Below are 20,230 nucleotides of genomic sequence, written 5' to 3' on the forward strand. Positions count from 1 at the left end.
CGGCGGAGTCAACGGGTGCCGCTCCTCCCGAACCCGTCATCCCGACGAAAGTCGGGATCCAGACGCCACCCGGCCTGGGATGGAGCCGCGCCGGTGGCCCCAATGGATCCCGGCTTTCGCCGGCATGACGGGGGAGCGGTGCGGGGACGACCGTGAGCGAGGCGAGGGGCCAGCCCCCCCCCCCCCGGTTGACCCCCTCCGCGCCCTGCGCCAAAGCGCTCCCCAAACCTCACAGGGTGACCAACTTGTCCGAACCTCTCAGCTTCCAGCGCATGATCCTGACGCTCCATGACTATTGGAGCACGCGCGGCTGCCTGATCCTGCAGCCCTATGACATGCGGATGGGCGCCGGCACCTTCCACCCCGCCACCACGCTGCGCGCGCTGGGGCCGGAATCGTGGAACGCCGCCTTCGTCCAGCCCTGCCGCCGCCCGACCGACGGCCGCTATGGCGAGAACCCCAACCGGCTCCAGCATTACTACCAGTATCAGGTGATCCTGAAGCCGAGCCCGCCCGACCTGCAGGAGCTGTATCTCGGCTCGCTGGCCGCGATCGGCATCGATTTCACCAAGCACGACATCCGCTTCGTCGAGGACGATTGGGAATCGCCGACGCTCGGCGCCTGGGGCCTGGGCTGGGAAGTCTGGTGCGACGGGATGGAAGTCACCCAGTTCACCTATTTCCAGCAGATGGGCGGCTATGACTGCAAGCCGGTGGCGGGCGAGCTGACCTATGGGCTCGAACGCCTCGCCATGTACATCCAGAACAAGGACAGCGTGTACGATCTCGCCTTCAACGACGCGGGCGTGACCTATGGCGACGTGTTCCTGGAGAATGAGCGCGAGATGTCGAAGTGGAACTTCGAGATCGCCGATACCGATGCGCTGTTCGACCTGTTCCGCAAGGCCGCGGCCGAGTGCGAGCGCTCGCTGGAGGCGAAGCTGCCGATCCCGGCCTATGAGCAGGCGATCGAGGCGAGCCACATCTTCAACCTGCTGAACGCGCGCGGCGTGATCTCGGTGGCGGAGCGCCAGGCCTATATCGGCCGGGTGCGCGATCTGGCGAAGGGCGCCTGCACGGCGTGGATGGAAAAGAACGGGTGGGCAGCGTGACGGACTTTCTTCTCGAACTCCGCTCGGAGGAAATCCCGGCGCGCATGCAGGAAAAAGCGCGGGAGGATCTCGCCCGCCTGTTCGCCGCCGAGCTGGACAAGGCCGGCCTCAAGGCGGCCGAGGTCGTGTCCTACGCGACGCCGCGCCGGCTGGCGCTGATCCTCAAGGGCCTGCCCGAGCAGACCGCCGCGGTCTCCGAGGAGACCAAGGGCCCGCGCGTCGGCGCGCCGCCCCAGGCGCTCGAAGGCTTTCTGCGCAAGACCGGCCTGACCGCCGACCAGCTGGTCGAGCGCGACGGCGTGTTGTTCGCGATCGTCGACAAGCCCGGCCGCGCGACGGCGGACGTGCTGGCCGCCGCGATCCCCGCGGTGATCCGTGCTTTCCCTTGGCCCAAGTCGATGCGCTGGGGCGCGCCGTCGCTCTCCACCGAGAGCCCGCGCTGGGTGCGGCCGCTGCAGGGCATCGTCGCGCTGTTCGGCAGCGACGTGGTGCCGTGCGAAATCGCGGGCGTGGCGAGCGGTGCGGCGACGGTGGGGCATCGCTTCCACCATCCGGGTGTCATCACTATCGGCTCGGCCGATGACTATTTCGAGAAGCTGCGGGCCTGCCATGTCATCGTCGATGGTGCCGAGCGGCGCAACATCATCGCGCTGGGCGCGAAGATGGCGGCGCAGAAGGCCGGGCTCAGCCTGATCGAGGACGAGGGCCTGCTGTTCGAGAATGCCGGGCTGACCGAATGGCCGATGCCGCTGCTCGGCCGCTTCGACGAAGCCTTTCTGGCGGTGCCGCCCGAGGTGATCCAGCTCACCGCGCGGGTGAACCAGAAATATTTCGTGTGCCGCGATGCTGCTGGCAAGCTGGCCAACGCGTTCGTCTGCGTGGCGAACATCGACGCGGCCGATGGCGGCGAGAAGATCGTCGCGGGCAACCAGAAGGTGCTGGCGGCGCGGCTGAGCGATGCGCGCTTCTTCTACGAGACGGACCTCAAGGTGAAGCTGGCCGATCAGGTGGGGAAGCTCGAGAAGATCGTCTTCCACGAAAAGCTGGGCACGGTGGCCGACAAGGTCGCGCGTGTCGCGAAGCTGGCCGAGTGGCTGGCGGCCGAGAAAATCGTGCCGAACTGCGATCCGGCGCTGGCACGACGCGCGGCCGAACTCGCCAAGGCGGACCTCGTCACCGGCATGGTCGGCGAGTTCCCCGAGCTGCAGGGCCTGATGGGCGGCTATTACGCCGCCGCGCAAGGGGAAGACCCGGCGGTCGCCGCGGCGATCCGCGATCACTACAAGCCGGTCGGGCAGGGCGATGACGTCCCCACCGATCCGGTGACGGTCGCGGTGGCGCTGGCGGACAAGCTGGACAGCATCACCCAGTTCTTCGGCGTCGACCTCAAGCCGAGCGGCTCCAAGGATCCGTTCGCGCTTCGGCGCTCGGCGCTGGGCGTGCTCGCTATCCTGCTCGACAACGGCCTGCGCTTCCCGCTGCTGCGTTCGGTCAGCCAGGAGGTGCTCGACTTCTTCGCCGATCGCCTCAAGGTCCAGCAGCGCGAAGCCGGTGTTCGCCACGACCTGATCGACGCAGTGTTCGCGCTCGGCGGGGAGGACGATCTCGTCCGCCTGCTCGCGCGGGTGAAGGCGCTGCAGGCGTTCGTCACGACCGAGGACGGCGCCAACCTGCTCGCCGGCTACAAGCGCGCGGCGAACATCCTCAAGAAGGAGGAATGGGAAGCCGGCGCCGTGAACCCCGCGCCCGAACCCGCCGAGGCCGCGCTCGCCGCCGCGCTCGACGCCGCCGAGCCCAAGGCGACCGCCGCGATTGAAGCCGAGCAGTTCGAGGACGCCATGGCCGCGCTCGCCATCCTGCGCGCGCCGATCGATGCCTTCTTCGATCAGGTGACCGTCAACGACGCTGATCCCGCCAAGCGCGCCGCGCGCCTCGGCCTGCTCGCGCGGATGCGTGACGCAGTGCACAAGGTCGCGGACTTCGCCAAGATCGAAGGTTGAGGGGCTTAATTGTACGATTAATATCCCGTAAATTGGCCTGAAACTGCCACGGTCCCGAAATAATCGGATACCGACAACGTAGTCAGCGGTTCCGCCTTCTTCGCACCTGCGGTAGCGCCCTTTCTGTCTTGAAAGGGCGCTTCGATCGGAAGGGGATCAGAATGACGCAATATGTGTACCGCTTCGGCGGTGGTGTTTCGGACGGTGGTGCGGGCGACAAGAATCTGCTCGGCGGCAAGGGCGCGAACCTTGCCGAGATGGCCTCGATCGGGCTGCCGGTGCCGCCGGGCTTCACCATCTCCACCGCGATGTGCACGCGTTATTATGAGGAAGGCGAGACCTTCCCCGAGAGCGTGAAGGCCGAGGTGGCGAACGGCATCGCGCATATCGCCGCGATCACCGGCAAGCAGTTCGGCGATGCGGGCGATCCGCTGCTCGTCTCGGTCCGCTCGGGCGCGCGCGTCTCGATGCCGGGGATGATGGACACCGTCCTCAACCTCGGCCTCAACGACCAGACGGTGCAGGGCCTAGCCGCGACCAGCGGCGACGACCGCTTCGCCTGGGACAGCTATCGCCGCTTCATCCAGATGTATGCGGATGTCGTGCTCGGTCTCGACCATGGCCGGTTCGAGGAAGCGCTGGAGATCGCCAAGGAAGATCGCGGCTTCACGCTTGATACCGAGCTGTCGGCCAGCGACCTCCAGGCGCTGGTCGCCGAATATAAGAGCATCGTCGAGGAGCTGTGGAACAAGCCGTTCCCGCAGGACGTGCACGACCAGCTCTGGGGTGCGATCGGCGCGGTGTTCGGCTCGTGGCAGTCGGAGCGCGCCAAGGTCTATCGCCGGTTGAACGACATTCCGGCCGACTGGGGCACGGCGGTGAACGTGCAGGCGATGGTGTTCGGCAACATGGGCGACACCTCGGCGACCGGCGTCGCCTTCACCCGCGACCCTTCCACCGGCGAGCGCGCTTATTATGGCGAGTTCCTGATCAACGCGCAGGGCGAGGACGTCGTCGCCGGCATCCGCACGCCGCAATATCTGACCAAGACCGCCCGCGAGGCGGCAGGCGCCAAGCCCGCCTCGATGGAAGAGGCGATGCCCGAGGTCTATGGCGAGCTGGCGGCGGTGTTCGACCGGCTCGAAACCCATTACCGCGACATGCAGGACATCGAGTTCACCGTCGAACGCGCCAAGCTGTGGATGCTGCAGACGCGCAGCGGCAAGCGCACCGCCAAGGCGGCGCTGAAGATCGCGGTCGACATGGCGAATGAGGGGCTGATTACCCGCGAGGAGGCGATCCTGCGCGTCGATCCGGGCGCGCTCGACCAGCTGCTCCACCCGACGCTCGACCCCAAGGCGTCGCGCGACGTGCTTACCAAGGGCCTGCCCGCCTCGCCGGGCGCCGCCTCGGGCCTTGCGGTGTTCGACAGCGACACGGCGGAGAAGCGCGCCAATGCCGGCGATGCGGTGATCCTGATTCGTGTCGAGACCAGCCCCGAGGACATTCACGGCATGCACGCCGCGCGCGGAATCCTGACCGCGCGCGGCGGGATGACCAGCCATGCGGCGGTCGTCGCGCGCGGCATGGGCCGGCCTTGCGTCTCCGGTGCGGGCAGCCTGTCGATCGACGCGCGCGCGAAGGTGATGCGCGTCGGCGGGCGTGAGGTCCGCGAGGGCGACATGGTGACGATCGACGGCGCCACCGGCGAGGTGATGGCCGGCCAGGTGCCGACCGTGCAGCCCGAGCTGTCCGGCGATTTCGGCACGCTGATGGCCTGGGCCGACGAGGTCCGCCGCCTCAAGGTGCGCGCCAATGCCGAGACGCCGCTCGACTGCCGCACTGCGCGCGAGTTCGGCGCCGAGGGCGTCGGCCTTTGCCGCACCGAGCACATGTTTTTCGAGCAGTCGCGCATCACCGCGGTGCGCCAGATGATCCTCGCCGAGGACGAGGCCGGCCGTCGCGCCGCGCTGGAGAAGCTGCTGCCCGAACAGCGCAGCGACTTCCTCGAAATCTTCGAGGTGATGGCCGGCCTGCCGGTGACGATCCGCCTGCTCGATCCGCCGCTCCACGAGTTCCTGCCGCACGAAGAGGCGGAATTCGCCGAGGTCGCCACGGCGGCGGGCGTGGACGTCGACACGCTCAAGCGCCGCGCGGCCGAGCTGCACGAGTTCAACCCGATGCTCGGCCATCGCGGCTGTCGTCTGGGTGTGACCTATCCCGAAATCTACGAGATGCAGGCGCGCGCGATCTTCGAGGCTGCGATTGCCGTGGCGGAGAAGTCGGGTGCGGCGCCGGTGCCGGAAGTGATGATCCCGCTGGTCGGCACCCGGCGCGAGCTGGAGCTGATGAAGGCGGTGGTCGACAAGGCCGCGCAGGCGGTGTTCGCCGAAAAGGGCCGCACGCTCGACTATCTGGTCGGCACGATGATCGAGCTGCCGCGCGCCGCACTGATGGCGGGCGAGATCGCCGAGGTGGGCGCCTTCTTCTCGTTCGGCACCAATGACCTCACCCAGACCACGCTCGGCGTGAGCCGCGACGACGCCTCGCGCTTCCTGACGACCTATGTCGAGAAGGGCATCTACGCCAAGGATCCGTTCGTCAGCCTCGACGTGGAGGGCGTCGGCCAGCTGATCGCGCTCGCCGCCGAGCGTGGCCGGGCGACGCGGCCCGACATCAAGCTCGGCATCTGCGGCGAACATGGCGGCGATCCCGCCTCGATCGCGTTCTGCGAGAAGACGGGGCTCGATTATGTCTCGGCTTCGCCCTATCGCGTGCCGATCGCGCGGCTTGCGGCAGCGCAGGCGGCCATAAGAGGAAAGTGATGCTGGTAGTGGCGGTAGCGGCAGCGACGGACGATGCGGCGGCACTCAGCCGCGACCTTCTCGCCAGCCCCACCGCCACCGCCCTGCTGGAACGCCGCTGCGGTGCTCCGGTCGTCGCCGAGGTCGATCGGACGGCGCAAAAGGACCCGACGCCCGAGCAGCGGACGCGGCTCGGCATCGGGCCGGACGAGCGGGTCGTGTACCGCAGCGTCGTGCTCAGCTGCGCGGGCGTGGCACTGTCGGTCGCCGAGAACTGGTATGTGCCGGCGCGGCTGACCCCGGAGATGAACGCCGCGCTGGAACAGGGCGATACCCCGTTCGGCGCGGTGATCCGCCCGCTCCACCCGCACCGCAAGCCGCTGGAGCAGGTACTGGGGGGTGTAGCGCCCTATGTGCTCCGCCACCGCGCGCTGGTGCTGGACGGCGAGGGCCGGGCGCTGGCGGAAGTGGTGGAGAACTATACGCCGGCGGTGTTGCGCTAGACCGCTCGGCCTGCAAACCCCTCGCCTGAAGGGGAGGGGCTATCGTGCGCTTGCTACAGCTTCACCGCGGCATTGCCGCCATCCGCCCATAGCGACGAACCCGTCACGAAGCTTGCCATGTCACTCGCCAGGAACAGCGCGGCTTGCGCAATTTCGTCCGGGTCAGCGATCCGCTTCATCGCGTGCAGGCCCGCGGCCCATTCGCGTTGCGTGTCGTCGCCCGCCATCTCCGTTGCGGTGCCGCCGGGGAGCAACGCGTTGGCCCGGATGCCGGCGGCCGCATAGTCGGCGGTGATGCCGCGTACCAGCCCGAGCAGCCCTGCCTTGGCCGCCGCATACGCGCTCATCCCCGGCAACCCCACGCTCGCGCCAACGAAGCTGCCGGTGAACACCAGCGCGCCGCCGCCGCTGGCCAGCATCGCCGGAATCTGCGCGCGTGCGCCGAGGAACGCGGCGGTGAGGTTGGTTGCCAGCACCGCCTGCCAGTCCGTGGGGTCTATCATGGCAAGCGGCTGCATCGGGCCAACCAGTCCGGCATTATTGAAGGCAATGTGCAGCCCGCCGAATCGTGTCTGCGCAGCGGCGACGGCAGCTTCGTGGGTCGCCGCATCGGTGACGTCGCCGGTCATCGCCACCGCGCTGCCGCCCGCCGCGACGATGTCTTCCACCAGCGCCTCTAGCCGTTCCTTGCGACGCGCCACCAGCACCAGGGAGGCCCCCTGCGCCGCGAACAGCAGCGCCGCCGCGCGACCTATCCCTGAACTCGCCCCGGTGATGATGGCCGTCTTGTCCGCAAGCAACGTCATGTCCGATCTCCCTCGATGGAGCCGGGCGGGTAGCGGGGTCGGGACTGCGGCACGTCCCGTTGCTTGTCGTCAAAGCGGAATGCGCCCCCCCAAACGAGAAACGCCCCCCTTCCTTGCGGAAGAGGGGCGCCCCCGGGAACAGCCCGGTGTCGGTCGATCAGAACTTGGTCGTGGCCGACAGATAGAAGGTGCGACCGGTGCGGCTGGCCATCTGGAAGGTGTCCGCGGTGGTCTGGTAGGCGTCTTCGTGGGTGTCGTTCAGGTTGATGATGCCGCCCGTGAAGTTCAGCCACTTGTTGGGCGTGAAGCCCAGCGCCAGGTCCATCTGGGTGCGCGCGCGCACCGTGTGGATCTCGCCGCTGTTGACGAAGAAGCTGCTGGCGGCGTCCTGCTTGTACGCGCTGCGGTGGTTGACCGAGAAGCGCACGCTGAACATCTCGTTTTCCCAATAAGGCGTGATGTTGGCGGTGAACTTCGACAGGTCGCGCAGGTTGAAGCCGGTGCCCAGCGCGCTCGAATTGGTATCCACCAGCGTGACGTTGCCGGTGGCGCCGAAGCCCTTGACCGGCAGGATCGCATCGAAATTCTCGGAGGCCGAGAACTCCACGCCCTTGATGTGGATGGTGCGGCCGTCGTTCAGCACGCGGCTGAAGCTGTAATCGGCGGTTCGATCGGCCGACTGGCAATCGGTGACGATCCCGTTCAGCGCCACGCCGTTGTACGAGCTGGGGCAGTAGAACTGGGTGAAGGTGCCGTTCTTCACCGCCTTGTAGAAGCCGGCGATGCTCACCGAATTGCCGCGGCCATGGTAGAATTCCAGGCTGAGGTCGAGCTGGTTGGCGGTGAGCGGCTTCAGGCGCGATTCGCCTTCGGAGACCGAGGTGAAGCGGCGCCCCTGCGACTGGCCGGTGCTGATCGTGTCCGCCATCTGCGTCTGGCTGTTGAGCAGCGGGCGCACCAGCACCTTGGCCGCGGCGAAGCGGGCGACCAGTTTCGGCGTGAGGTCCAGGGCGAAGCTCGCGCTGGGCAGCACGTTGCCATAATTCTGGATGACATGCTGCTGCCCGAGCAGCGCGGACCCGCTGCCGGTGCCGTCGGTCACGCTGGCGGTAACGTTCTGGCGGGTGTGCTCGTAGCGCACGCCCAGATTGCCGCGCAGCGCCATGCCGCCGATCTGCGTGTCCACATTGGCCATGGCATAGACGGCCGGCACGTAGCGATCGACGCGATAGGTGCTGGGCCAATCGGGCACGTCGGGCACGGTGATGCCCTTGGACGCCAGGATGCGCTGCCATTCGTCCGCGTTGACCGAAAGGAAGGCGTGCGGGATCGACATCGCGCCGCCCAGGAAGTTGTCGACCAGCTGGCCGGTGGTGCCGAGATTGGGGATCCAGGCATATTCGGGATATTTCACCGGATCGGCCACATCGGCATCGCGATCGTGGCGATACGCGTTGGTCGCGAAGCTTTCGTGGTGATACTTGGCGCCGACGGCCAGCGACTGGATGCCGTGCCAGTCGAGATCCCTGGTGACGTCGAGCTGGGCGGCCTTGTCCTTCGCGCTTTGGATATGCGTCGCGCCATCGACGAACGCGAACCAGGTGCGGTTGGCGCTGTTCCACATCGAACCGTCGGTGAGGCTCGCGGTCGACCATTTGACGTTGCTCGGGTCCGAAACGTCGAGCGTGCCGCCATTGGCGAAGCGGATCTCGTCGATGGTCGCCCATTCGTACAGCGCCGCGTCTCCCTTGGTATAGTGGGCGACGGCGTGCACCTTCCAGCGTTCGCCCGGCTGCCAGTTGATCGTGCCGGTATAGGCCTGGGTCTTCAGGTTGCGCAGTTCGGGCTGGGTGTTGTTGTCGACGTTGAAGCTGCTGATCGAGATGTTGGTCGCCATCCCGTTCTTGACGCTGTTCACCGTCACCGCGCCCGGCTGCCAGCGGCCGAACACCATCTGGCGTGTGGTGTAGCGGGTGTGGTCGCGCGAATATTCGCCCTGGAGCAGCGCTTCGAAATTGTCGCTGGGTTTCCACTGCAGCGCGCCGCTGGCCATCAGCTGCTCGGTATCGCGATCGATGCGGCGATAGCGGATGTTGCCCGGAACGACGGCGTCCGCTACGACCTGGCCCGGCTGGTACCAGTTCTTGATGAAGACATAGTCGCCGCGATCCTTCAGCTTCTGGTAGCTGACGTTCGCCATCACGCCCAGCGTGCCGCCGGCGAAGCTGTCGATGTACGCGCCGCTGACCTTGGGCGTCCATTCCTTGCCGCGATATTCGGAATTATAGCCCTTCACGCCGACGATGAAGCGCGGGCCCTTATAGGCGAGCGGCTTCACGGTATCGATGTTGACGGTGCCCGACAGGCCGCCGGTGTCCATGTCCGCGGTGGGCGACTTGACCACCTGGATCGCGCTGGCGAGATCGGTCTGGATGATATCGTAGCGGAAGCCGTCCTTGAAGTCGGCGCTGGCGAAGGTCTGGCCGTTGATCGTGGTGCGGGCATATTGCGCGCCGAGACCGCGGATGCTGATCGTCGAGCCGCGGCCGTTGATGTTCGACATCTGGACGCCGGCGATGCGCTGGATCGCCTCGGTGATATTCTGCGCCGGGAACTTGCCGATATCCTCGGCCGAGATGCCGTCGGTGATGCGGATGTCCTTGCGCTTCGCGTCGAGCGCCGAGGCGAGGCTCGAGCGGAAGCCGGTGACGACGATGTCGCCGCCGGTATCGTCCTGAGCCTGCGCAGCGGGGGCGGCGTCGGTCTGCGCGAAGGCAGGGTCGCCTAGCGCCAACGCTGCGATGCAACCTGCGGAAAGCAATACCAACTTGGTACCGGAAACGGCGCGACGCGCCTTGGTCGTCGAAGGACTCAACATCAAACCACCCCTCATCAAAAATTGGCAAACCCTGCTGCGGTGCTCTGTTTTTTCTGTCCCGAGCTTGCTGCTCGTGGTCCGACAAATGTCCTAGAGGCCTGACCAGTTGTCAAGCCAGTCGGCTACGACCGCATGACCTATTTGAGACGTTCCGATGAAAGGTAGGGGATCGGTTATGGCACGCCAGGTAATTTTATCAGTGCCTTCGCCTTTTCATTCTTGCAAAAATAGAGCGCTAAAGGGCGGTAAAGCGGGCATTATCGCGAGAATCCGCTTAGAGTGCGGCCGAGCGCTCTCGCCGGAACGGCGCGCACAACAAAACGCCCGAGCGTTGCGCCCGGGCGACAGTCAACCTCTATTGTAAGACATTTTCAGGCGTGGTGGCCGAACCTGCGCGCGTGCTCGTCGGTCTCGCCGGCGCGGAGCAGTGCTGCCTGCTCGCGCCAGCGCTCGTCGACGATCGTGCCGTGGGGCAGGCCGAGTCGTTCCTCCAGCGGCAGCTCGTCGCCGCGGGGCAGTTCCTCGATGTCGCGGAAATGCTGGATGCCGAGCTGGTTGAGCTGGCGCTCGCGATGCTCGTCGATGCCGCGGATACGGGCAAGCACGTCGGTTCCGCCGTAGAACCAGCTGCGAACGGCCGAATCGCGCTTGGTCGGCGCCGGGTCCGCGACGGGCGTGGCCGGTCGGCGATCGGCGATGGTGCGCTCCAGCCGGGAATTGGCCGCCTCCAGATCGCGGATGCGGGTGTTGGCGGTAGCGAGTTCCTCGCGCAGCGCCTGGTGCGCGTCGCGCTCCGCCTCGTAGCGCTCGCGCCAGCGGCGCCCGGCGTTGCTGCTCGCCAGGCCGAGCAGCCAGCCGGCGACCAGCGCGAGCGCGAGGCCGATGAACTGCAAGGGGGTGGTGTAGGGCAAGTCGGTCATCAGTCGGGCTCCCGGCAACCCGCCAACAACCTGTCACCGCGCCTTCGGTTCCGTAAACGTCAATGCATCAGCGAATCATTGATCGAGCAGGCGGCGGGGCCGAGGATCACGATGAAGAGGACCGGCAGGATGAACAGAATCAGTGGAACGGTCATGATCGCAGGCAAACGCGCGGCCTTTTCTTCCGCCCGCATCATTCTTTCATTACGAAATTCTGCAGAAAGGACGCGCAATGCCGAGGCGAGCGGGGTGCCGTATTTCTCGGTTTGGATCATGGTTGTAACGACACCGCGAATTGCATCCAGATTGATGCGCATCGCCATGTTCTCGAACGCGGCGCGGCGATCGGTGAGGAAGCCGAGTTCGATCGCGGTGAGCGAGAATTCCTCACCCAGTTCGGGATAGGCGCGGCCGAGTTCCTTGGCGACGCGGCCGAAGGCGGCATCGACGGTCAGGCCCGCCTCCGCGCAGATCACCAGCAGGTCGAGCGCGTCGGGCAGGCCCTTGCGGATCGCGTCGGTGCGCTTCTGGATGCGGTTCTTGAGGTAGAGGTCGGGCGCCTTGTAGCTGAGGATGAAGCTGCCCGCGACCAGCCCATAGGCCTTGAGCGGGCTCCAGTCGGCGAACATGTCGGTGCCGTAGACGAAGTAGAGCATCGGCCCGCCGAACAGGATCGGCAGCACCAGCCGGCCGAGGATCACGCCCACCGCCCATTCCCGCCTGCGGATGCCGGCCTGGAGCAGCTTCACCTGCGCTGCCTTCACCTGCTCGTCCTGCAGCACCTTGAGCGAGCTGAGGAAGCTGCGGATGCGGTCGGTGGTGTCGCTGCGCTGGACCAGCTTGGCGCGGCGCTTGGACGGGGTGGCGACGATCCCGGCCTTGAGCTGCTCGCGGCGTTCGTTGAGCATCTTCACCCGACGCGCCATCGGGTTGCGCACCGTGGTGGCGGCATAGATGGCGACGAGCACCGCAAACGCCGCGACCGCCGACAGGATCGTCGCGACCCAGAGGACGTCGATGCCGAGCAAGGTGGGGCCTTGGGTGGGTGCCATCGCCGTCAGATCTCGAAATTGACCATCTTGGCCATGATGAAGGCGCCCAGCGCCATCCAGATCAGCCCGCCGCCGCCGGTGACGATCAGCCGCTGATCGGTGAAGAAGTGCATCATGTATTCGTTGTTGATCGACCAGATCAGCCCGAACACGATGAAGGGCAGCGCGCCGACGATGATCGCAGAGGCCTTGGCTTCCGACGACATCGCCTTGATCTTCAGCTTCATCTGCGCGCGCTTGCGCAGCACGTCGGACAGGTTGTTCAGCGTCTCGGCCAGGTTGCCGCCGGTCTCGCGCTGGATCTGGATGGTGATGGTGAAGAACTGGAACTCGGGGGTGCCGAGCCGGTCGGCGGTTTCCTGGAGTGCCGCGTCGAGTGTGCGGCCGATCTTCATCTTGTCGCTGATCGCGCGGAATTCCTCGCCCACCGGCCCCGGCATCTCGAAGCCGACCACGCCGATCGTCTCGGTGATCGGCAGGCCCGAGCGCAGGCCGCGCACCAGCAGGTCAATCGCGTCGGGGAAAGTGGCGGTGAACTTGGCGACACGCCGCTTGATCAGGAAGCCGACGACGAAATGCGGCAGCCCCAGCCCGAGGAACAACCCGAACACGATCGAGAGCAGCAGCGGCGCGCCTTCGAACAGCAGCAGCACCGCCACCGCCAGCGCGAGGCCCAGCGTGGCGAGGCCATATTGCCCCAGCGTCCAGCTCTTGCCGGTCATCGCCAGCCGCTTTTCGAGCTGTTCCTGGTTGGGCAGCAGCCGCGCGAAGGTGAGGTCGAAGCCGCTCGCCTGCGTCGTCGAGATGCGGCGCAGCTGCGCTTCCATCGCATTGGCGCCGTTGGCGCTCACCATGTGCCGGTCGCGCAGCGAGGTCAGCCGCCGTGCGCTCGCGCGCTGCGCCGAGGGGCCGGACAGCGCCAGCACCAGCAGCACGAGCACCGCGGCGACCCCCAGGCCCAGCATCAGGAGCGGCAGCAGCGGCATCGGCCTACTTCTTCTTGCTCGCCATCAGCGCCTTGAGGTCGCCCAGCTTGCTGAGCAGCGAGCCGCCCTTGGCCGCCTGCTTGCGCTCGCCTTCGGCGCCGGCATCGGTGATCTCAAGGATGCGGCCGGCAAGCTCGCCGATCGGGGCCATGGCGCGATTGGTGCGGCCCACTTCCGCCATCGGCTTGCCCAGCTTCGCGGCCTGGGCGGCGAGCTTGGGTTCGAACGGCACGACGAAATCGATCGGGCGCTCGATCGACCCTTCGAATTCCTTGCGGCTGATCTCGAGCAGCGCGGGCTGCGGCATCTTGTTGGCGACGAGGAAGATCTGCGTCTGCGGCGCGTTGGACTTGAACCAGCTGAGGATGCGGATCGTGTCGCGCGCGGCGGCCAGCGTTAGCTCCGTCACCAGCACCGCTACCTGCATGTCGGCGATCAGATGCGGGTGCTGCACCAGCATCTGGCGCGGCAGATCGGTGATCGTGCACTCGAAGGCGCCGCGAATCTCTTCCTGCAGCTGGTAGAAGGCGGCGCCGTCGCCGGTCATCGGCGCGTTGATCGGCGCTTCGGCCGAGAGTACCGCGAGCCGTTCGGAGGCGCGGACCATCGCGCGCTCGATGAACAGCCCGTCGATGCGGCTGGGATTCTCGATCGCGTCGGTCAGACCGCGGCCGGGCTCGAGGTCGAGCGCCAGCGCACCGGTGCCGAAATGCACGTCGAGGTCCAGCAGCGCGGTGGTGCGGCCCTGGCGCTCGCCCATCAGCCAGGCGAGCGACGTCGCGATGCTGGTCGCGCCGCAGCCGCCGCGGGTGCCGATCACCGCCGCCGCGCAGTGCGGCCGGCCGGCGCTCGCGTCGCTCTGCTTGGGTGCCGCCAGCGCGGTCTGCGCTTGCAGAAACGCGTCGCGCAGCATGTCCGGGTTGATCGGCTTGAGCAGGTAATCCTGGATGCCGCTGGCGATCAGGTCGCGGTAGAGCCGCACGTCGTTCACCGCGCCGGCGGTGAGCACGATCGTTCCGGGCTCGCACACTTCGGCGAGCGCGTTGATATCGTTGAGCGGATCGCCCGATTCGGACAGGTCGACGAACAGCACGAGCGGGCTGGCGGAGACGGCCAGCGTCTGCACCGCGTTGCGCAGCCCGCCCTTGTTGACCTTCTCCGGCGACCAGCCGAGTTCGACCGCAATCGGGCGCATCAGCTCGGCCGTTGCCTCGTCGCAGACGAAGGCGGTGAACGGATCGCGGCTAGCTGCGCGGCCGGGGTTGAAGGGCGCGTTCACTTCGGCCCTCCGCTCGATTCGCCCTTCACCGTGCCGCCGCCGCCGCCGCTGGGCGCGGCCGCGCGATAGGCGCCGATCGCCTTGCTGACCGTCAGCGGGTCGGCAATGGGGGCGCCGGGGGCGCCGCGGACGAGGTCGGCCGGATCGGCGACCATCGCCGCGAGGTTCGACGCAGTTGCGCAGCCGAAGTTGGAGCTGGTGCTGGCATCGGCGGTCGCGCCGCTGAAATGACGATAGTCGGGGCAGCCCGGCACCGCGGCGCTGGTGCGGGTGAGCACCACGCGGACGGTGCCCGGCGCGTCCGGCCGGCCGGTGGCGGGGGCGTGGTCGGCGAGCAGCAGGCCGTAGCCTCCGGCGGCGGCGGCGATGTCGCTGCGGCCGGTGCTGCCGTCGGCGCCGTCGTCGATCGCGATGCGGTCGCCGTAGCGCAGGTTCATCGCGCCCATCCATTCGGCGAGGCGGCGCTCTTCGCCCGGGGCGAGGCGGCTGCCGTCTGCCTGGAGGTCGAGCGTCAGGTCCTGGCGGCTGACGATCGGCTGGTGGATCGAATCGAGGTCGCCATTATAGCCCGCGCAACCGGCGAGCAGCAGCGCGGGGGCGAGCAGGGCGAGAGCGGGACGCGGCAACAAGGCGGTTCTCCTCGACGGGCGCATCACAGGCCGAAGCCCGGCGCGGCGGCGGCGTTCTTGGATTTGGCAGGACGGCTGGCCGGCGCGACCGGTGCCGGGGCCAGCGCGCCGGTGGCAGGCGCCGCGCTTTGCGGCGCCATGCTCGGCATCGGCCGTTCGCCGCCCGACTTGCCTTCGGCCAGCGAGCCCAGGAAGATGCGATCGAAGTCGTTCGGCGCCTTGTAGCCGTCGGTCGGCAGGCGGATCTGGTTCGCGTTGACCGGGCGGACGAGATAGGGGGTGATCACGATCACCAGCTCGGTCTCGTTGCGCTGGAAGGCGTTGGAGCGGAACAGCGCGCCGAGGATCGGCATGTCGCCGAGACCCGGCGTCTTGGTGATCGAGTTGTTGTGGCTGTTCTGGAGCAGCCCGCCGATCACCATGCTCTCGCCCGAGCCCATCTCCACCGTCGTCTCGCTGCGGCGGGTGGTTAGCGCGGGGATGGTCGTGTTGGCCAGCGTCACCGCGCCCGAGGAAGAGAGCTGCGACACTTCCGGGCGGACGTGGAGCGAGATGCGCCCGTCCGCCAGTACCGTGGGGGTGAAGGCGAGGCTGACGCCATACTGCTTGTATTCCACCGTGGTGGTGCCGAGCGCCTGCGCGATGGGGATCGGGATCTCGCCGCCCGCGAGGAAATTCGCGGTCTCGCCCGACAGCGCGGTGAGGCTGGGCGAGGCGAGGGTGGAAACCTGGCCGATCGTCTCGCCGAAATCGAGGCTGGCGAGTAGGTCGGTGCCGAGGAAGCGGCCCGCCGCGCCGAGCATGGTGTTGCCGGTGCTGGGCGCGGGGAAGGAGAAGATGCTGGCCCCCGGCGGCGCGCCGGTGGCGGGGTCCGCGGTGGTGCCGGTGTTGGTGGTGATCGTGCCCGCCTTGCCCTGGCTGATGCCGAACAGGAAGCTGCCGCGATCGCGGTTGGTCAGGTTGACGTTGAGGTTCTTGACGAAGCTGCGGCTCACCTCGGCGAAACGGACCTGCAGCTGCACCTGCAGCGGCGTCGCGGTGCGCAGCCGGTTGACCACGCCGATCTTGAGCGATGCATTGGCGTCGTTGATATTCACGCCCGGGTTGAGCAGGCCGGTGACCAGCCGTTGCGCTTGCTCGCTGTCCTGCGGCGAGCGGACGGTGCCGTTGAGCACCGCGATCTGGCCGACCGTGGTGACGGTGATGTCGGCATCCGGCATCGCCGCCTTCATCATCGCATCGATGCTGCTGATGTTCTGGCTGACGCGGATGTTCGCCGAATAGACGACCGCCCCGGCGGCATTGGTGGCGAACACCGTCGCCTCGCCGAACGCCTTGCCATAGAGGTGGATCTGCCGGGTGCTTGCGACATAGACGTCGGCGACGCCGGGGTTCGAGGTCCAGACATTGGCGGCAGCGGCGGGCAGGGTGACCAGCTCGCCCTCGCCGATCGAGAGCAGCACCTCGTGCGCCGGGCGCTGGCTGCCGGCGGGCAGCTGCGCCATCCGGGCGACGGGCTTGGCGCTGCGGTTCTGCGCGAGCGCGGGCGAGGCGGCGAGCAGCGCGACCAGGGCCGCGGCGCCGAGGGGAAGGGTGCGCTGCATCTCAGTTCTTTCCGCCGACGGGGACGAGGCTGGCATCGCTGCCGCGCACGACGCGGACCACGGTGCCGATCGGCTGCGCCGCGACTGGCGCGCTGTTCACCATGGCCGGCGCGGGCGCGGCCATGCCGGAGGGAGCGCCCTGGGTGGCCGGCACGGTGCGGCGCTGGAAGCGCGAGACATCGGCGCCGGTGACATAGGAGTCGCTGTCGTCCTGCGGCCGGCTGGTGGCACGGGCCAGGAACGCCTTTTCCTTCTTGGGATCATCGGGCACGCTCACCGCGCCGCTGGCGATCGCCTCGTCGAGGTCGGTCTGGGTATCGGCGAGCGAGCGCAGCGACAGCGACAGCGTGCCGACGGTCTGGGCGACCGCGATCTTCTCGGCGATCTTGGGCGTCGCCTCGACGGTGACGGTGGAATAGGCGGTGACCACGGTCTTGCCCTTGTCGTCGGTCTGCTTGTCGGTGCGCTGGTCGGTGGCGAGCACGCGCAGGTTGCGCAGCACGGTCTCGGAGGCGCGCAGCGGCGGGCCGTCGCCGCTCACCGTCTGGGTGAGGATCAGGTCGATATGGTCGCCCGGGAAGACGAAGCCGGCAACCGCGCTCTGGGCGGAGACGGGGACGGTCACCGCGCGCATGCCGGGGCCGAGCGCGGCGGCGAGGAAGCCGCGGTCGCCGGGCTTGACCAGCGCGCCCTGGGTCACCGGCTGGCCGGCGGGCACGGCGAAGCGGACGACGGCGCCTTGCAGCTTGGCGGGCTCGCTCTGGCCGCGGACATAATAGGCGCCTTCGACGAGGTCCTTGGGCCAGGGGCGGAATTCGAGTGCGGTGGCGTCGAGGATCGTACCCACCGGCAGCGCGCGCTTGGCGACCAGCACTTCGGTGGTGTTGACCGGCGCGGCGGCGGCCGCGGCGGGGGCGCCCGGTGCCATCGCCCCGGCGGCGGGTGCGGCAGATCCTAGCACCAGCGTGCGCGCCATGAACGCGGTGATGCCGGCGACCAGCAACGCGCCGACGAGCAGCAATAGCCTACGTGCGTCCATGTTGAATCACGCCTTTTCGTATTCGTTGGCCGACCCGGTTGTGGCGGCGTTAAGCATCACCCAATCCGGTTAAGAATCGGTTCGTAGAGGACAATTCCGGCGCCCAGGGTGATCGCCACGCCGTACGGCACCTCGATCGCGCCGACGCTGCGCCCGCGGAGCCGCTGGGTCAGCAGCATCGCCAGGGTCAGCGCGCCGCCGAGCAGCGACATCAGGACCAGCATGCGCAGCAGCGGCGCCAGCGGCAGCCACAGCGCGAGCGCGCCGATCAGCTTGACGTCGCCGCCGCCCATCGCGCCCATGGCGAACACGGCGATGAACAGCGCGAAGACGATCGCGGCGCATCCGATCTGGAGGGCGATGTCCGGCCACAGTGCCAGCCCACTCGCCCACCACCAGAGCGGCGCGGCGAGCGCGATCGCGGCGTTCTTGGCATTGGCGATGGTGCGGAAGCGCACGTCCTCGATCCCTGCGGAGAGCAGGAGCAGCGCCAGCGCGACGAGCAGACAGTCCTGGATGATCGCCCCCATGGGCCAAATGGGTAGACGGACCGGCTTACGAAACCGTAACCACGCGGCATGGCAGTTTCCCGGAATTTTGCGCGTGCGATACCCGACGGCGCGGTGATCGACCGCTGGAGTGCCCCCGATGGCTGGCCGCTCCGTCGCTTCCACTGGCCGGCAGCGGGCACCCCGCGCGGGAGCATTTTGTTCCAGAGCGGGCGCGGTGACGTTTTCGAGAAGTACATCGAAAGCTTTGCGCATTGGCACGGGCAGGGTTGGACGATCACCGCGTTCGACTGGCGCGGGCAGGGCGGGTCCGGGCGGCTCACCCCCAAGGCCGATTGCGGACATATCGACGATTTCGCGACCTACATCGCCGATCTCCGCGCCTTTGCCGCTGCGTGGCAGGCGGAGACGCCGGGGACGCATGTGGTGATGGGCCATTCGATGGGCGGGCATCTGGTGCTGCGCGGGTTGGCCGAGGGCGCCATTGCGCCCGACGCCGCGGTGCTGATCGCGCCGATGCTGGGGGTGCGCAGCGCCTTGGGCAAGCTGGCGCCGCCGCTCGCGCGGGTGCTGGCGCGGCTCGGCGATCCGCGGCGGCCGGCATGGAAGGGCAACGAGAAGCCCTATGCGACCGAGACTCGCGCCAATCTGCTCACCCACGATCCCGCCCGCTATGCCGACGAGCTGTGGTGGCAGGCGCGGGACCGCACGTTGCTGACCGGTGCGCCGAGCTGGCAATGGCTGGTCGCGGCGTTCCGATCGATGGCCGCGCTACAGGCGGCGTCGCTGGAGTCGGTCCGCACGCCGCTGCTGTTCGTCATCGCCGAGGCGGACGGGCTGGTCGACGCCCGCGCCGCGCTGCGGATCGCGCCGCGGCTGCCCGAGGCCGAGCTGCTGCGGTTCGGGCCCGAGAGCGCGCACGAGATCCTGCGCGAGGCCGATCCGGTGCGGAACCGCGCGCTGGCGGCGATCGACGGCTTTCTCGATGCGCGGGCGCCGCGCCGATGACCCGGTTCGACGTCGCGATCGTCGGGGCGGGCATCGCGGGCGCGAGCCTCGCCGCCGAACTCGGCCCCCATGCGCGGGTGTTGCTGCTCGAGGCGGAAGAGCGGCCCGGCTATCACGCGACCGGGCGTTCGGCGGCCTTCTGGTCCGAAACCTATGGCGGGCCGGACATCCAGCCGCTCACCACCGCCTCGGGCGCGATGCTGCGCGAGGGCGGGTTCCTCGATCCGCTCGGCGAGCTGCATCTCGCGCGGGCGGGCGACCAGGGACGAGTCGATGCCTTCCTCGCAGCCTTCGAGGGCAGCGGCGTCGCGCTCCGTGCGGCGGACCCGCACGCCATGGTGCCGGGCCTGCGCGACGATTGGGCGTTCGGCGTCCACGAGCCCGGCTGCGCCTATATCGACGTGGCCGCGCTGCATCAGTATTTCTTGTCGCGCGCCAAGGCTGCAGGGGCGGTGCTGCACTGTTCGGCCGGACTGACCGGCGCGGTGCGCGAGGCCGGCAGCTGGCGGCTGGACACACGGGGCGGGGCGTTCGCGGCCGACCTGCTGGTCAACGCCGCGGGCGCCTGGGCGGACGAAGTCGCCGCGCTGGCGGGCGCGGCGCCGATCGGCATCCGCGCCTATCGTCGCACCATGGTCCAGCTGCGCACCGATCCGGCGCCGCCTGCCGGCTGCCCGCTGGTCAGCGACCTTGGAGGCAGCTTCTACTTCAAGCCCGAGGCGGGCGGGCGACTGTGGCTCACCCCGCATGACGAAGTGGACAGCCCAGCCTGCGATGCCGCCCCCGAGGAGATCGACATCGCCACCGCCATCCACCGCTTCGAGCAGGTGGTCGACTGGCGCGTCGCCGCGCTCGAGCATCGCTGGGCGGGCCTGCGCAGCTTCGCCCCCGATCGGCGGCCGGTCTATGGCCTCGATCCGGCGGTGCCGGGCTTCTTCTGGTGCGCGGGGCAGGGCGGCTTCGGCATCCAGACCGCGCCGGCGGCAAGCCGATTGGCCTGCCAGCTGCTGCTGGGCCAGATCCCGACGCTCGATCCCGGACGTTACTTGCCTGATCGTTTTCGGGATTGATTGGTAAGGCCAAAGGCTTTGCGAAAATCCA

Annotated in this window: 16 protein-coding genes; 6 read left to right on the forward strand and 10 right to left on the reverse strand. The window is 68.1% G+C overall.

Annotated elements, in window-relative coordinates; translation table 11 throughout:
- Positions 1-272: 272 nt before the first annotated feature.
- From GGR89_RS04945 to GGR89_RS04960, 4 genes are all read left to right on the forward strand, one after another.
- Positions 273-1,112 (forward strand): glycine--tRNA ligase subunit alpha, encoded by an 840-nt coding sequence (locus GGR89_RS04945; protein WP_125972922.1) that lies wholly within the window; start codon positions 273-275, stop codon positions 1,110-1,112.
- Entirely contained in the window at positions 1,109-3,112 is a 2,004-nt protein-coding gene (glyS, locus tag GGR89_RS04950) for a glycine--tRNA ligase subunit beta (protein ID WP_125972862.1), read from the forward strand. The genes GGR89_RS04945 and glyS overlap by 4 nt, the downstream gene beginning before the upstream one ends.
- 161 nt (positions 3,113-3,273) lie before the next feature.
- Complete coding sequence (gene ppdK / locus GGR89_RS04955) at positions 3,274-5,937, forward strand: pyruvate, phosphate dikinase (protein WP_125972860.1); 2,664 nt, start codon at positions 3,274-3,276, stop codon at positions 5,935-5,937.
- Positions 5,937-6,419: a chorismate--pyruvate lyase family protein gene (locus tag GGR89_RS04960; RefSeq protein WP_125972857.1), complete on the forward strand. Its 483-nt coding sequence runs from the start codon at positions 5,937-5,939 to the stop codon at positions 6,417-6,419. The genes ppdK and GGR89_RS04960 overlap by 1 nt, the downstream gene beginning before the upstream one ends.
- 53 nt (positions 6,420-6,472) lie before the next feature.
- Here the strand turns inward: GGR89_RS04960 and GGR89_RS04965 are convergent, their stop codons facing one another.
- From GGR89_RS04965 to GGR89_RS05010, 10 genes are all read right to left on the reverse strand, one after another.
- Positions 6,473-7,225, reverse strand: coding sequence for an SDR family oxidoreductase (locus GGR89_RS04965; RefSeq protein WP_125972855.1), 753 nt, complete (start codon positions 7,223-7,225; stop codon positions 6,473-6,475).
- A 157-nt stretch (positions 7,226-7,382) separates the two neighbouring features.
- Positions 7,383-10,019: a TonB-dependent receptor gene (locus tag GGR89_RS04970; protein ID WP_245201568.1), complete on the reverse strand. Its 2,637-nt coding sequence runs from the start codon at positions 10,017-10,019 to the stop codon at positions 7,383-7,385.
- Between the two features lie 455 nt (positions 10,020-10,474).
- Positions 10,475-11,023, reverse strand: coding sequence for a hypothetical protein (locus tag GGR89_RS04975; protein WP_125972851.1), 549 nt, complete (start codon positions 11,021-11,023; stop codon positions 10,475-10,477).
- 59 nt (positions 11,024-11,082) lie between these two features.
- Positions 11,083-12,075: a type II secretion system F family protein gene (locus GGR89_RS04980; protein WP_125972849.1), complete on the reverse strand. Its 993-nt coding sequence runs from the start codon at positions 12,073-12,075 to the stop codon at positions 11,083-11,085.
- A 5-nt stretch (positions 12,076-12,080) separates the two neighbouring features.
- Positions 12,081-13,061: a type II secretion system F family protein gene (locus GGR89_RS04985; protein WP_125972847.1), complete on the reverse strand. Its 981-nt coding sequence runs from the start codon at positions 13,059-13,061 to the stop codon at positions 12,081-12,083.
- Between the two features lie 4 nt (positions 13,062-13,065).
- Complete coding sequence (locus tag GGR89_RS04990; RefSeq protein ID WP_125972845.1) at positions 13,066-14,340, reverse strand: CpaE/TadZ family protein; 1,275 nt, start codon at positions 14,338-14,340, stop codon at positions 13,066-13,068.
- Positions 14,337-14,966, reverse strand: coding sequence for a CpaD family pilus assembly lipoprotein (locus GGR89_RS04995; RefSeq protein WP_342449831.1), 630 nt, complete (start codon positions 14,964-14,966; stop codon positions 14,337-14,339). The genes GGR89_RS04990 and GGR89_RS04995 overlap by 4 nt, the downstream gene beginning before the upstream one ends.
- A gap of 26 nt (positions 14,967-14,992) precedes the next feature.
- Positions 14,993-16,573: a type II and III secretion system protein family protein gene (locus tag GGR89_RS05000; RefSeq protein ID WP_125972841.1), complete on the reverse strand. Its 1,581-nt coding sequence runs from the start codon at positions 16,571-16,573 to the stop codon at positions 14,993-14,995.
- 1 nt (position 16,574) lies between these two features.
- A complete protein-coding gene (gene cpaB, locus GGR89_RS05005) occupies positions 16,575-17,612 on the reverse strand; it encodes a Flp pilus assembly protein CpaB (protein ID WP_125972839.1) in 1,038 nt (345 codons plus the stop codon).
- A 56-nt stretch (positions 17,613-17,668) separates the two neighbouring features.
- Positions 17,669-18,142, reverse strand: coding sequence for a prepilin peptidase (locus tag GGR89_RS05010; protein WP_206434257.1), 474 nt, complete (start codon positions 18,140-18,142; stop codon positions 17,669-17,671).
- Between the two features lie 48 nt (positions 18,143-18,190).
- Here GGR89_RS05010 and GGR89_RS05015 point away from each other — a divergent pair, with 48 nt between their 5' ends.
- A complete protein-coding gene (locus tag GGR89_RS05015) occupies positions 18,191-19,129 on the forward strand; it encodes an alpha/beta fold hydrolase (protein ID WP_125972837.1) in 939 nt (312 codons plus the stop codon).
- A complete protein-coding gene (locus GGR89_RS05020) occupies positions 19,126-20,199 on the forward strand; it encodes an NAD(P)/FAD-dependent oxidoreductase (protein ID WP_125972835.1) in 1,074 nt (357 codons plus the stop codon). The genes GGR89_RS05015 and GGR89_RS05020 overlap by 4 nt, the downstream gene beginning before the upstream one ends.
- Positions 20,200-20,230: the final 31 nt, after the last annotated feature.

It is taken from the genome of Sphingomonas trueperi (assembly GCF_011927635.1).
Lineage (GTDB): Bacteria > Pseudomonadota > Alphaproteobacteria > Sphingomonadales > Sphingomonadaceae > Sphingomonas > Sphingomonas trueperi.